We start from the raw sequence: 12,269 nt of genomic DNA on the forward strand, positions 1-12,269 counted from the left end.
CCGTGGCTGCTCCGCTTGCTGGCCTGAAGGTTGTTGAACTTGCGCGCATTCTGGCCGGCCCCTGGGCGGGTCAGACCCTGGCCGATCTGGGTGCCGACGTGATCAAGGTCGAAAGCCCCGAAGGCGACGATACCCGCCGCTGGGGGCCGCCCTTCGTTGACCGCGACGGCGACTGCTCGGCCGCCTATTTCCACGGCTGCAACCGGGGCAAACGATCCATCGCGGTGGATTTCCGCACCCCCGAGGGGCAGGCGACGGTGCGCGATCTGGTGGCCGATGCCGATATCGTCATCGAGAATTTCAAGCTGGGCGGGCTGGTCAAATATGGCCTCGATTACGACAGCCTCGGGGCGGTCAACCCGCGGCTGATCTATTGCTCGATCACCGGGTTCGGGCAGGACGGCCCCTATGCCCACCGCGCCGGGTATGATTTCATCATTCAGGGTATGTCCGGCCTGATGTCGGTCACGGGCGAACCGGACGGCCAACCACAGAAGGTGGGCGTGGCGGTGACCGACATTTTCACCGGGGTCTATGCCGTCACGGCGATTCTGGCGGCGCTGCATCAGCGGGCGCAGACCGGCAAGGGCCAGCAGATCGACATGGCGCTGCTGGATGTAGCCACCGCGATCACCGCCAATCAGGCGATGAACTATCTGACCACCGGCACCCCGCCCACGCGAATGGGCAATGCGCATCCCAATCTGGCGCCCTATCAGGTGTTCGATTGCGCCGACGGCCATATCATCATCGCCACCGGCAATGACGGTCAGTATCAGCGGCTGTGCGTCCTTCTGGGCCTGCCCGATCTGGCGCAGGCGCCGGAGTTTCTGACCAATGCCGATCGGGTGGCCAATCGCGCCGATCTGACCGACCGGCTGACCACCGCCACCCGGCGCTTTGCCAAGGCCGATCTGCTGGCCGCGTGCGAGGGGCAGGGCGTGCCCGCCGGGCCGATCAACGACATGGCCGGGGTGTTCGACGATCCGCAGATTCAGCACCGCCGGATGGCCCGGGTGCTGGACGGGGTGCCGACGGTGCGGTCGCCGCTGGTGTTTTCCGACGCGGAACTGGCGCTGGACCGTCCGGCGCCGAAGCTGGATGAACACGGTTCAGAAATCCGCGCCCGGCTTAAGGGCGGCTAAGCCCCAGCCGGTCCAGCGCGGTATCCAGCGCGGCCCAGTCCGACAGGTCCAGCCGTACCGGCAACGTCAGCACCTTGCGGCGAAAGCTGTGCGGCAGGCGCACCGCGTCCTTTTCGGTGGTGACCAGTTGGGCGCCAAGTGCCGCGGCCTCGACCTCCAGCCGTTTCATCAGGGGTTCGGTCAGCGGCTGGTGATCGGCCAGCGGCTCGGCCCGGCGCAGGTGGGCGCCCAGGCCGCGCAGCGTGGCAAAGAATTTCTCGGGGTGGCCGATCCCGGCAAAGGCCAGCACATCAAGCCCGGCCCAGTCCATCCCGGTGGGCAGCGGGCGCAGCGTCCCGGTCAGATGCGGCAGCGCGATCTGTGCACCCCAGGTTTCGGCGAACTGCCGTTGCGCGGGGCCCGGCCCGATCGACAACAACAGATCGGCGCGGGCCAGCCCGGCCCCCACGGGTTCGCGCAGCGGTCCGGCGGGGATCACCCGCCCGTTGCCAAAGCCCTTGGCCGCATCGACCACGATCAGCGACAGGTCCTTGGCCACGGTAGGGTTCTGAAACCCGTCATCCAGCAGGATTACATCCGCACCCGCCGCTTCGGCGGCGCGCGCACCCGCGGCGCGGTCCTTCGCCACCCAGGTCGGCGCGAAGGCGGCCAGCAGCAGGGGTTCGTCGCCGACATCGGCGGCGCCGTGCGTGCGTTCGGCCACCTGCACCGGCCCCGCCAGCCGTCCGCCATAACCGCGCGAGACCACATGCGGCGTCAGCCCGCGCGCGATCAGCCGCAGCACCAGCGCGATCGCGGTCGGGGTCTTGCCGGTGCCGCCCGCGTTCAGATTGCCGATGCAGATCACCGGCACCCCGGCGTGAAAGGGTGTGCCGCGGCGCAGCCGCCGGGCGGTGGCGCGGGCATAAATCGCGCCCAACGGGGCCAGCAGCCGCGCGCGCGGGTCGGGCCGGTCGGGCGGGGTGAACCAGAAACCGGGCGCCTGCATCAGCCCGCCTCCCCGCCATCGAGGTCGGCCAGCAGCCGGGTCGTGATCCGGTCGGTGGTTTCGGCCCCGGCCGATGACACTTCCCACGCGTTATGGGCCAGCTCGGCGGCCTTTTCGGGCGCGATCAGCGTGGCCAGCATGCGGGCCAGGCCGGGGGCGTCACGCACCGTGCGCGCGGCCATGGCTGCATCCAGACGGGCGTAAAGCTTGTCATGACCATCGGTGCGCGGTCCGTGCAGAATGGCCGAACCAAGCCCCGCTGCCGGGGCCGGATCGATCCCGCCGCCCGCCTGCGGATCCAGCGAGCCGCCCAGGAAGGAGATCGGTGCAAGGCGATACCAAAGCCCCATCTCGCCCTCGGTATCGGCGACGAAGATCTGGGTTTCCTCTTCGGGTTCTTCATCGGCCGACCGCAGGGCAACGCGCCAGCCTTCGCGCCGCAGGCTGTGCGCCAGATCGGACCCGCGCGCGGCATCATCGGGCACCAGGATCAGCAACAGCCGATGCGCCCGTCGCGCCGCAGCGGCCTGGGCCGCGACCACGGTCAGATCCTCTGCCGGGCTGGTGCTGGCGGCCAGCCAGGATGGCCGCCCGGCCAGCAGACGGGCTAGGTTGTCGCGCTCGGTCTCGTTGCAGGGCGGCGGTGGCGAGGTGGCGCACAGATCGCCGGTGACCTCGATCCGGGCCTCGGCGATGCCCTGCTTGCGCAGCATCCCGGCCAGATCGGCGGTGGTGGCGAAAACATGCCGGAAGCGGCGCAACAGGCCGCGCGGCAACGGGCCATGGGCCGGGTCGCAGATCAGGTAAAGCGGCAGCGCGCGGCGGTCGGCCTCGGCGATCAGCGCCGCAGGCAGGCCGGTGGCGAAGATCAGCGCCAGATCGGGCTGCCAGTGATCCAGGAACGCCTGTCCCGGGCGGGGGCCATCCTGTGGCGCGGGCTGACGCAGCAGATGCGGCATGTCGGACCCGGCGGTATCGGGGCCCGACGGGCCGGTGACCAGAAAGGTCAGCCCGCCATGGGCCTCGTCCAGCGCGGCGATCAGTGCCCGCACTGCCCCGTCATTGCCGGGCACCGGATCGTGAATCCACAACACCGGCCCCGACGGGCGCGGCAGCGTGTCTGCCTCTGTCGCAAGCGGGCGGTCAAATGCGCCCCGGTTGGTTAACCGGTCGCGCAGCCTGTCAAGCCAGAGCGGCATGGCGGGGCGGCTCAGCCGTCGAGTTCTTCGGTCGGGCTGGCCTCGACCTCTTCGTCGCGCAGGCGGTGCAGATGGGCGATGAAATAGCGCATGTGGGCGTTGTCCACGGTGCGATGCGCCTCGGCCTTCCAGGCGTCATGGGCGGTGGCATAGTCGGGATAGATGCCGACGATATGAATATCCTCAACATCCTTGAAGGCGGTCGTGCTGGGGTCCACCAGCTCGCCTCCGAAAACAAGGTGCAGGCGCTGTGTCATGTCGGTCTCCGCTTCCTGTTCATGCCGCTGGGGTCAAACTAGACGATGCCGCGCAGCGGCGAAAGGGGCGCAATGTGTTCAGGCCAGCCGCTGCACCATCTCGCGGTGCACCGCCGGGCTGCCGGCGACCACGCCGGGCGAGGCCGGATGCGCGGTGTTGAACCGCAGCGCGCCGCCCTGTCGGTCGGTGATGCAGGCGCCCGCCTCGGTCAGGATCAGCGTGCCGGCGGCGATGTCCCAGTCCCAGCTGTCGCGGATGGTCAGCACCCCGTCGAAGCGCCCCTCGGCCACCAGGCACAGCCGATAGGCCAGCGACGGGCGCAGGTGGCGGTGCACGTCAGGCACCGGACCGTTCCAGTATTTCTGTTCCAGCGCCGGGCGCGCCACCAATATTTCGGCCCCGTCCAGCGTCGCGCGCCGCCCCGCGCCGATAGCGGCGCCGTTCAGCGTGGCCCCCTGTCCCAGCGCGGCGGTATAAAGCTTGTCGCGCAGCGGCAGAAAGACGACACCGGCGATCACGATCCCGTCCTCGACCACCGCCAGCGAATGGGCGAAGGTGCGGTCGCCGTTCATGAAGGCGCGGGTGCCGTCGATGGGATCAACGACAAAGGCGCGGCGGGTGGACAGGCGCGCCGGGCTGTCGGTGGTTTCCTCGGACAGCCAGCCGTAATCTGGCCGCGCCCCGATCAGCCGGTCGCGCAACATGTCGTCGATTGCCAGATCGGCCTCGGTCACCGGGCCCTGATGGTCGGGCTTGTCCCAGGACTTGGGCGCGTTGCGCCAGAAGCGGGCGGCGATATGCCCGGCCTCATGCGCGGCCTCGGTCAGCAGGGAAAGGTCATTCTCCGGCAAGGGTCAGACCTTCGATCAGCAGGCTGGGCACCTGACGCGACAGATGCGGGCGGGCATCGTTGGCGGGCCGGATGGTTTTCAGCATGTCGCGCAGATTGCCGGCGATGGTGCATTCATTGACCGGATAGGTGATCTGTCCGTTCTCGACCCAAAAGCCCGACGCGCCGCGCGAATAATCGCCGGTGTTGGAATTGATCGAGGTGCCAATCATCGAGGTCACCAGCAGGCCGGTGCCCATCTCGGCCAACAGGTCGTCGCGGGTTTGCGTGCCCTGGGTCAGCGCCACATTGGTGATTGCGGGCGACGGCGGCGCGGACACCCCGCGCGCGGCGTTGGCGGTGCTGTTCAGCCCCAGCTTGCGCGCGGTGGCCAGATCCAGAATCCAGCGTTGCAGCACGCCGTTTTCCACGATCGCGCTGGGGGCGGTGGGCAAACCTTCGGCATCGAACGGGCGCGAGCCGGAAATCCGGGCGCGGTGCGGATCCTCGATCAGCGACAGATGTGCGGGCAGCACCTGCTGGCCCATGGCCCCCCGCAGCCAGGATGCGCCGCGCGCGATGGCGGCGCCGTTGATCGCGCTCAGCAGATGGCCGATCAGCGAGGATGAAATCCGTTCGTCGAACAGTACCGGATAGGCGCCGGTTTTCGGCTTGCGTACCCCGGCGCGGGCGATGGTGCGTTCGGCGGCGATGCGGCCCACCTCTGCCGCGTCGGGCAGGTCGGCCTGAAAGATGCGGCTTTCGCCGTTATAGTCACGCTCCATCCCGGCGCCGGTACCGGTGATCGCGACGCAGGACACGGCCCGGTCGCTGCGTCCGTAGCCGCCCTCGAACCCGTTCGAGGCGGCAAGGTGAAGCTGGCGCCGGCCATAGGCGGCCGAGGCGGATTGGACCTGCGAAATACCCTTGACCGCCAGCGCGGCAGCCTCGGCGCGGCGGGCGTCTTGCTCCAGCGTGGCGGGGGCGGGATCGGGCGCGGGGTCGGACAGTTCCAGCGCGGCGATGTCCCAATCTGTGGCCAGCTGCGCCGGGTCGGCCAGCCCGACGGTGGGATCCTCGGGCGCCTCGCGCGCCATGGCGACGGCGCGTTCGGCCATTTCGCGCATGGTTTGCGGCCGGGTGTCCGACGCCGAAACGCAGGCCTGCCGCCGTCCGATCATCACCCGCAGCCCGATATCGGTGCCTTCGGACCGTTCGGCCTGTTCCAGCTTGCCGCCGCGCACGTCGATCGACAGCGAGGTCCCCTCGACCGCCATGGCATCGGCGGCATCGGCCCCGGCGCGGCGGGCGGCGTCAAGAAGCTGGGCGGTCAGCGAGGAAAGCGTATCGGGCATATGCGGTCCGTGATTGCGGTGGGTCACCCGCACCTAATGTGCAATACCGCCCCGCGCAAGAAAGCACGGGGCGTTTTGCGGCCGGTTTGCCGAACTGGCGTTATTTCAGGCGCTGGCCGTTGGCCAGAACCTGACCGTCATCGGTCACTGTGATCTCGGACACCAGGGTATCGTCGCCTTCGCCGGGGCGGGCGAACAGGCCCAGCATCATGCGAAAGCCCATCACCTGATCCTCGGGCAGCAGGCCCATCGCCACCAGCTTGTCCATCAGGCCGTTGCCGCCGGTCAGCTTCAGGTTGGCCGCGCCGGCGGGGGCGGGCATGCCGTTGAACGTGGTCAGATCGGTATTGTCGAAGGTGAAACCGCCCGTGCCGGTCAGCGAGGCGCCCGCCACGGTCAGTTCCAGATCGTTGATATCCAGCGCGTGCAGCTCGCCCGCCGCACCGGTCAGTTGCTGCGCGGCGGCGGGGTCGAACATATCGAAGGCCAGCCTGGCCTTGCCGGACAGGTCCAGCACCAGGTTGGCCGGATCGCGCGGCAAGGTGCCCGCCGGGTCGAACAGGCCCCAGACGTTGTCGCCAAGGGTCAGGCCCCTGAGCGCGGTCAGCAGCGCGAAATCGGCGGGCGTGTCGGACTTGGCGATGGGCATCATCAGATTGAAGGTGGTTTCAGCCATCCGGGCCGTGATTTCGGGGACCGGGATCTGCGAGCCGCTGATGGCGATGTCAACGCCGGTCTGGCTGCCGCCATAGGTCATCGTCTCACCGCTCATCGCGATATCGAGCGACCCGCCGCTGGCCGAGGCCTTGATGACGCCGGATTCCACCTCATCGGCGAAATCGAAGGTCATGGCGGCGGGGCCATAGGTCATCTGCCCGTCGGCCACCATGCCCGCTTTCAGCAGCGCGGCCATATCGCTGAAATCGCCCGCGACCGGAAGGGTGGAGCGGTTGGTGCTGCTCAGGTCGGCGATGCTGGCGCTCATGTTCACATGGCCGGTCTCGTCCTCGGGTGCCACGACGTTGAGGGTCATGCCAAGCGCCTTTGCGGTCAGGGCAGAGGTCACGCCCTTCATCGTACCCATCTGCGTGATCCGGTATTTTCCCGCCAGGGCCGCGAGGCTGATCAGCATATCCATTTCCAACGGCTCGCCGTCCACTTTCATCTCGGACAGGGCGATGGCGAATGTATCGGCGGAGGAGTCGTAGGCCAAATCGTCAGGCGTGCCGCTGACGATGGTTTTCAGGCCGCTCTGGCGCAGCACCATCGCGATATCGACGTCTTCGCCGTCTTCCGGGGTGATGGCCATGGTCATGGGGAATTCGGTCCCGGCCGTGACCTCGACCGTGCCATTGCCCAGTTCTTTCAGGGCGATGTCGCCCAGTGTGCCGGTAATCGTCGCCTCGGGCGCCGCGAAGGTAAATCCGGCATCCCTGATCGTCAGCGTATCGCCCGACATGGACGGCGTGCCGGTGATCTGTTCACCATAGCTTTCGCCAAGCGCGGTTATTGCATCCCAGGCCTGTTGCGCAGTGATGTCGGCGGCGGCGCTTTGGGCGGAAAATGCCCCGGCCAGCAGCGCCGCCGTCGAAATGGATGCCCAGTATTTCATCACGAACCCTTCCAGTCTGAAATCGCTGGCCAAACCTTCCGCTTTCGCATCGGATGGGTCAAGGGAATGATGCGGGTGGAAATCCCCTTGCCGGGCGGGTTACCAATACGTGAACCGAAGGAGCGGATCATGGCTGATATGACGGGAAAGCGTGTTTTGATTACCGGCGCAAGCCGGGGCATTGGCGCGGCGGCGGCGCGGGCTTTTGCCGCGTCGGGCGCAAGGGTGGCCCTGCTGGCGCGGGACGGGGCGGCGGTACAGGAACTGGCCACGGATATCGGGGCGGGGGCGCTGGCGCTGCCCTGCGACGTGGCCCGGTTCGCGGCGGTCGAAACCGCGGTGAACGTGGCGGTGCGAGCCTTTGGCGGCCTGGACGTGCTGATCAACAATGCCGGTGTGATCGACCCGATCGGCGGGCTGGACAACATCGACCCCGAGGCCTGGGGGCGGGCCATCGACATCAACCTCAAGGGTGTCTTCCACGGTATGCGTGCGGTGTTGCCGGTGATGTTGCCGGCGGGCGCTGGCACGGTGATCACGGTCAGTTCGGGGGCGGCCCATAACCCCCTGGAAGGCTGGAGCGCCTATTGCAGTTCAAAGGCCGGGGCGGCAATGCTGACCCAGTGTCTGGATCGCGAAACGCGGGGCAAGGGCATCCGCGCCATGGGCCTGTCGCCGGGCACGGTGGCCACCGACATGCAGCGCCGGATCCGGCAAAGCGGCGTGAACCCGGTCAGTCAGCTGGACTGGACCGATCACATCCCGCCCGAATGGCCGGCGCAGGCCCTGCTGTGGATGTGCAGCGCGGACGCGGATGAATTCACGGGTCAGGAAATCTCGCTCCGCGACGAAGCGATCCGCAAGCGCGCGGGGCTGATCCGGTGATCGCGCTGGAGCAGGGCGACCGCCGCTGGACCGTGACCATCGACCGGCCCGACAAGGCCAATTCCCTGACCAAGGCTATGCTGCGCGAGTTGGAGGTGATCCTGTCCGAGGCCGCCCGTGCCGACATTGCGGCGCTGGTGCTGACCGGGCGGGGCAAGGTATTTTCCGCCGGGGCCGATCTGGACGAGGCCAAGGCGGGGCTGGCCACCGACGCGGTGTGGGAGCGGCTGTCGTCCCGCATCGCCGGGCTGAACTGCCTGACCATCGCGGCGCTGAACGGCACGCTGGCTGGCGGGGCGTTCGGGATGGCGCTGGCCTGCGATCTGCGGATCGCGGTGCCGGGGGCCAGGTTCTTTTACCCGGTGATGAAGCTGGGCTATCTGCCGCAGCCCTCTGACCCCGGCCGTCTGATTGCGCTGGTCGGCCCGGCGCGGGCCAAGCTGATCTTGATGGGTGCAGCCAAGCTGACCAGTGACGAGGCGCTGGCCTTCGGTCTGGTGGACCGCATCGTGGCGCCCGAGGAACTGGGCGCGGCGGTGGATGATCTGGCCGAAGCGGTCGAAGGTGCGCCCGCGCGGGTGCGCATTGCGATCAAGGACATGTGCAACGGCAAGGGTGCCTGACGCGCCATGACCCAGGCGGTGGATGCCCTTGTGATCGGCGCCGGTCCGGCCGGGCTGATGGCGGCCGAGGCATTGGCGCAGGCCGGGCGGCGCGTCATCGTGGCCGAAGCCAAACCTTCGGCCGGGCGCAAGTTTCTGATGGCGGGCAAGTCGGGGTTGAACCTGACCAGGGACGAACCGTTCGCGCAATTCCTGGCCGCCTATGGCCCGGACGCCGCGCGCCTGCGCCCGATGTTGACGGCGTGCGGCCCGAACGACGTTCAGGATTGGGCGCGGGGTTTGGGGCAGGCGGTGTTTACCGGCTCGACCGGGCGGGTGTTTCCAGAGGCGATGAAAGCCTCGCCCCTGCTGCGGGCCTGGCTGGGCCGGTTGCAGGGGTTGGGCGTGGAGTTGCGCACGCGTTGGGCCTGGCGCGGCTGGGACGGCGACGCGGCGGTGTTCGACACGCCGCAGGGGCCGGTGCGGCTGTTGCCCGGCGTGACGGTTCTGGCGCTGGGCGGGGCAAGCTGGGCACGGCTGGGATCGGACGGGCAATGGGCCGGGGTGCTGGCCGCGCGCGGCGTGGCGCTGGCGCCGTTCAGGCCCGCGAATATGGGGGTGGTGGTGGACTGGTCGGCACCGATGCAAAAGCAGTTCGGCCAGCCGGTGAAAGGCACAGCCCTGTACGCGGGCGGGCAGGTGGTACGTGGCGAATATGTGATCTCGGCCCGCGGGCTGGAAGGGGGCGGTATCTATGCCATCTCGCGCGCGGTGCGTGACGGGGCGCCGCTGCTCATCGATCTGATGCCGGACCGAAGCGAAGGCTGGATCGCCGACCGGCTGGCCCGTCCGCGCGGCAAGGCCAGCCAGACCACCCATCTGCGCAAGGTGCTGGCGCTGGACGGTGCGCGGCTGGCCCTGCTGCTGGAATTCGGCCGCCCCCTGCCCGCGGGTGCGGCGCTGGCCCGGCTGATCAAGGCGCTGCCGGTGGCGCACGCCGGCCCGCGCCCGATCGACGAGGCGATTTCGACCGCCGGGGGGGTGATGTGGGATGCGCTGACCGCCGATCTGATGCTGAAGGCGTTGCCGGGCGTGTTCTGCGCGGGCGAGATGCTGGACTGGGAGGCGCCGACCGGCGGCTATCTGCTGACCGGCTGTCTGGCGACGGGGCTGTGGGCCGGGCGGGCGGCTAGCCGGTACGCTGCTGCGCGCGCTGAAAGGCCGGGCGCGCAGTGATCCGTGTGGCATAATCGGCCAGCGCGGGCTCTTCGAGCGGGAATTTTGCGGCCCGCGCCCAGATCAGGCAATGGGTCAGGATGATGTCGGGCACCGTCATCGTCTGCCCCATCAGGAACGGGCCATCCCCCATCCGGGCGACCAGCGTCTTCTGGTTCTGGGCGAATTCCCAGCGCAGGCTGTCCTTGACCTCGGGGCAGCGCCGTTCCTTGGGCAGGATGAAACTGTGGCGCGCGCCTGCCCACAGCACGGCGTCGAATTCATCAAGCAGGAACTGAGTCAGGCTGTCCTGGCGGGCGCGATCCAGCGTGCCCGCGGGAAAGGTCAGTGCGCCATGCTTGTCGGCCAGATAGGTCACGATCGCGGTCGAATCGGTGATCGTCACACCGTCCTCGATAAAGACCGGCACCTTGCCCGCCGGGTTCGCCGCCCTTGCCGCATCCGACCGGGGCGCGGCCGGGATATGGTCATAGGGTTGGTCAAGCTCTTCGAGCATCCACAAAACGCGCAAGGCGCGGCTTTCGACGATACCGATCACTGTGTACATGCGTGTCCCTCCCCGTGACGCGTACAAGTGTGACCTGCCGGGCCGCCCGTGTGCAAGGGCCGGGGTGGGGTCAGCGGTTCAAATCTTTCATCACCCCGGCCGCGATGCGGACCGAATGCAGCCGCGCCGTATGGTCGTGGATCTGGGCGTTCAGGATTACCTCGTCTGGCTTGTGACGGTCGATCAGCGCGGCGATCTGGCGGTGTAGCGTATCCGGCGCGCCGGTGGCCGAGAGCGCAAGCGCATTGTCGACCGCCGCGCGGATATGTGGCGCGATCACCGCCGCAACATCCTCGACCGGGCGGGGCAGGAGGCCGGGCTTGCTGGTGCGCAGATTGGCGAAGGCCTGCTGCATGGAGGTTTTCAGGAACGCGCCCTCGGCATCGGTATCGGCGGCGAAGACGTTTATCGCCATCATCGCATAGGGGCGGGCCAGTTGCGCCGAAGGGCGAAAGCTGCGCCGATAGACATCGAACGCCTGCTCCAGCGCGGCCGGGGCGAAATGCGACGCAAACGCATAGGGCAGGCCCAGAAACGCGGCCAGTTGCGCGCCATAAAGGCTGGACCCCAGTATCCAGACCGGCACATGGGTGCCCATGCCCGGCACGGCGCGAACGCGCGCATCGGGGGCTGGATCGCCCAGATAGGCGATCAGTTCCTGCACGTCGTCGGGAAAGGTGTCGCCGGGTCGCATCCCGCGGCGCAGGGCGTGGGCGGTGGCGCCGTCGGTACCCGGCGCGCGGCCCAGGCCCAGATCGATCCGGTCGGGGTAAAGCGTGGCCAGTGTGCCGAACTGTTCGGCCACCATCAGCGGCGCATGGTTGGGCAGCATGATGCCGCCCGCGCCGACGCGGATGCGCGTCGTTGCCCCCGCCACATGGCCGATCAGCACGGCGGTGGCGGCGCTGGCGATGCCGGTCATGTTGTGATGCTCGGCCAACCAGTAGCGGTGAAACCCCCAGTCTTCGGCATGGCGGGCCAGATCGCGGGTATTGGTCAGCGCGTCGGCGGTGCTGTGCCCGTCGGGAACGGGGGCGAGATCGAGCAGGGAATAGGGGGGCATTGCGGGCCTTTCTGTTCGCTTGAACAATGTGGTCCACGCGGCCCGAAAGGAAAGAGGCGTGTGGGCGCAAAATATTATACGGCCGTACCGGCATGTCCTTGAAAACGGGTTCGTCCAGGCGTAAATTTCAAGTGAGATGTGACAAAGCCTGCCAGGCAATGCAGGCAAGGATCTCGAAGGTCGTTGCCCGACCGAAGGTGCCCCTAGAAACTTTGTATCGGGCGACGCGAACGTTCTGAAAATACCCCCGGTCTGATCTGGTTGGATCAGGCAGGAATCGTTCTAGGCGTGTCCGCGCAGCATTCTGTGCGGATGATCGCGATGTCGTGGCCGTCGGCCGCCTGCCCGCAGCAAGCAAAGCTTGTTCTTTCCGGGGCGGTCGCACTTTCGAAAGGAAATCCAATGAGTAAAGGTAACAAGCAGCACGGCAACAAGGAAGCCAAGAAACCCAAGCAGGAAAAGCCGAAGGTTCTGGCCACCGCGAATTCCAACGCGGGCAAGGCGCCTCTTGTCGTGGCGGGTAAGAAAATCAAATAATCCAATCGCCTTG

At 67.8% G+C, this 12,269-nt stretch carries 13 protein-coding genes; 5 read left to right on the forward strand and 8 right to left on the reverse strand.

Translation table 11 applies throughout. The features are described from left to right. Positions 1–2: 2 nt before the first annotated feature. Entirely contained in the window at positions 3–1,145 is a 1,143-nt protein-coding gene (locus ACSR1C_RS02170) for a CaiB/BaiF CoA transferase family protein (protein WP_460257673.1), read from the forward strand. On the opposite strand, the gene lpxK is transcribed toward ACSR1C_RS02170, so the two are convergent. The 6 genes from lpxK to ACSR1C_RS02200 all read right to left on the reverse strand — a co-directional run bounded on the left by lpxK (position 1,132) and on the right by ACSR1C_RS02200 (position 7,386). Further along, positions 1,132–2,133 carry a tetraacyldisaccharide 4'-kinase gene (lpxK, locus tag ACSR1C_RS02175; protein WP_460257674.1) on the reverse strand — a complete coding sequence of 334 codons (1,002 nt, stop codon included), beginning with the start codon at positions 2,131–2,133 and terminating at the stop codon, positions 1,132–1,134. The genes ACSR1C_RS02170 and lpxK overlap by 14 nt on opposite strands. After that, on the reverse strand, positions 2,133–3,332 hold the full coding sequence (locus tag ACSR1C_RS02180; RefSeq protein ID WP_460257675.1) for a 3-deoxy-D-manno-octulosonic acid transferase: 1,200 nt from the start codon (positions 3,330–3,332) through the stop codon (positions 2,133–2,135). The genes lpxK and ACSR1C_RS02180 overlap by 1 nt, the downstream gene beginning before the upstream one ends. Before the next feature lie 11 nt (positions 3,333–3,343). Next, positions 3,344–3,589 carry a DUF4170 domain-containing protein gene (locus tag ACSR1C_RS02185; protein WP_460257676.1) on the reverse strand — a complete coding sequence of 82 codons (246 nt, stop codon included), beginning with the start codon at positions 3,587–3,589 and terminating at the stop codon, positions 3,344–3,346. A 78-nt stretch (positions 3,590–3,667) separates the two neighbouring features. After that, the gene (locus tag ACSR1C_RS02190; protein WP_460257677.1) at positions 3,668–4,441 is read right to left on the reverse strand and encodes an inositol monophosphatase family protein; all 774 of its coding nucleotides are present in this window, start codon (positions 4,439–4,441) and stop codon (positions 3,668–3,670) included. Further along, a complete protein-coding gene (locus ACSR1C_RS02195; RefSeq protein ID WP_460257678.1) occupies positions 4,428–5,774 on the reverse strand; it encodes a TldD/PmbA family protein in 1,347 nt (448 codons plus the stop codon). Before ACSR1C_RS02195 ends, ACSR1C_RS02190 begins: the two co-directional genes overlap by 14 nt. Positions 5,775–5,874: 100 nt before the next feature. Then, a complete protein-coding gene (locus ACSR1C_RS02200; RefSeq protein ID WP_460257679.1) occupies positions 5,875–7,386 on the reverse strand; it encodes a DUF2125 domain-containing protein in 1,512 nt (503 codons plus the stop codon). Positions 7,387–7,515: 129 nt separating this feature from the next. On the opposite strand from ACSR1C_RS02200, the gene ACSR1C_RS02205 reads away from it, so the two are divergent. From ACSR1C_RS02205 to ACSR1C_RS02215, 3 genes are read left to right on the forward strand one after another with little or no spacing between them, the layout of a single operon-like run. Beyond that, entirely contained in the window at positions 7,516–8,271 is a 756-nt protein-coding gene (locus ACSR1C_RS02205) for an SDR family oxidoreductase (protein ID WP_460257680.1), read from the forward strand. Continuing rightward, on the forward strand, positions 8,268–8,894 hold the full coding sequence (locus ACSR1C_RS02210) for an enoyl-CoA hydratase/isomerase family protein (RefSeq protein ID WP_460257681.1): 627 nt from the start codon (positions 8,268–8,270) through the stop codon (positions 8,892–8,894). The genes ACSR1C_RS02205 and ACSR1C_RS02210 overlap by 4 nt, the downstream gene beginning before the upstream one ends. Positions 8,895–8,900: 6 nt before the next feature. Beyond that, positions 8,901–10,109 (forward strand): TIGR03862 family flavoprotein, encoded by a 1,209-nt coding sequence (locus tag ACSR1C_RS02215; RefSeq protein WP_460257682.1) that lies wholly within the window; start codon positions 8,901–8,903, stop codon positions 10,107–10,109. On the opposite strand, the gene ACSR1C_RS02220 is transcribed toward ACSR1C_RS02215, so the two are convergent. Together ACSR1C_RS02220 and ACSR1C_RS02225 are read right to left on the reverse strand one after the other, a co-directional pair. Continuing rightward, on the reverse strand, positions 10,063–10,656 hold the full coding sequence (locus ACSR1C_RS02220; RefSeq protein ID WP_460257683.1) for a glutathione S-transferase family protein: 594 nt from the start codon (positions 10,654–10,656) through the stop codon (positions 10,063–10,065). The genes ACSR1C_RS02215 and ACSR1C_RS02220 overlap by 47 nt on opposite strands. A 70-nt stretch (positions 10,657–10,726) precedes the next feature. Then, entirely contained in the window at positions 10,727–11,719 is a 993-nt protein-coding gene (locus ACSR1C_RS02225) for an LLM class flavin-dependent oxidoreductase (RefSeq protein WP_460257684.1), read from the reverse strand. A gap of 312 nt (positions 11,720–12,031) precedes the next feature. Here ACSR1C_RS02225 and ACSR1C_RS02230 point away from each other — a divergent pair, with 312 nt between their 5' ends. Further along, positions 12,032–12,256, forward strand: coding sequence for a hypothetical protein (locus ACSR1C_RS02230; RefSeq protein WP_460257685.1), 225 nt, complete (start codon positions 12,032–12,034; stop codon positions 12,254–12,256). Positions 12,257–12,269 lie beyond the last annotated feature (13 nt).

The sequence above is a fragment of the Actibacterium sp. D185-2 genome (assembly GCF_054954595.1).

Bases quoted from the DNA above. Each gene is read 5' to 3' on its own strand.
- lpxK (WP_460257674.1), bottom strand. From the start codon at position 2,133: ATGCAGGCGCCCGGTTTCTGGTTCACCCCGCCCGACCGGCCCGACCCG.
- ACSR1C_RS02180 (WP_460257675.1), bottom strand. From the start codon at position 3,332: ATGCCGCTCTGGCTTGACAGGCTGCGCGACCGGTTAACCAACCGGGGC.
- ACSR1C_RS02185 (WP_460257676.1), bottom strand. From the start codon at position 3,589: ATGACACAGCGCCTGCACCTTGTTTTCGGAGGCGAGCTGGTGGACCCC.
- ACSR1C_RS02195 (WP_460257678.1), bottom strand. From the start codon at position 5,774: ATGCCCGATACGCTTTCCTCGCTGACCGCCCAGCTTCTTGACGCCGCC.
- ACSR1C_RS02200 (WP_460257679.1), bottom strand. From the start codon at position 7,386: ATGAAATACTGGGCATCCATTTCGACGGCGGCGCTGCTGGCCGGGGCA.
- ACSR1C_RS02205 (WP_460257680.1), top strand. From the start codon at position 7,516: ATGGCTGATATGACGGGAAAGCGTGTTTTGATTACCGGCGCAAGCCGG.
- ACSR1C_RS02215 (WP_460257682.1), top strand. From the start codon at position 8,901: ATGACCCAGGCGGTGGATGCCCTTGTGATCGGCGCCGGTCCGGCCGGG.
- ACSR1C_RS02220 (WP_460257683.1), bottom strand. From the start codon at position 10,656: ATGTACACAGTGATCGGTATCGTCGAAAGCCGCGCCTTGCGCGTTTTG.
- ACSR1C_RS02225 (WP_460257684.1), bottom strand. From the start codon at position 11,719: ATGCCCCCCTATTCCCTGCTCGATCTCGCCCCCGTTCCCGACGGGCAC.
- ACSR1C_RS02230 (WP_460257685.1), top strand. From the start codon at position 12,032: ATGATCGCGATGTCGTGGCCGTCGGCCGCCTGCCCGCAGCAAGCAAAG.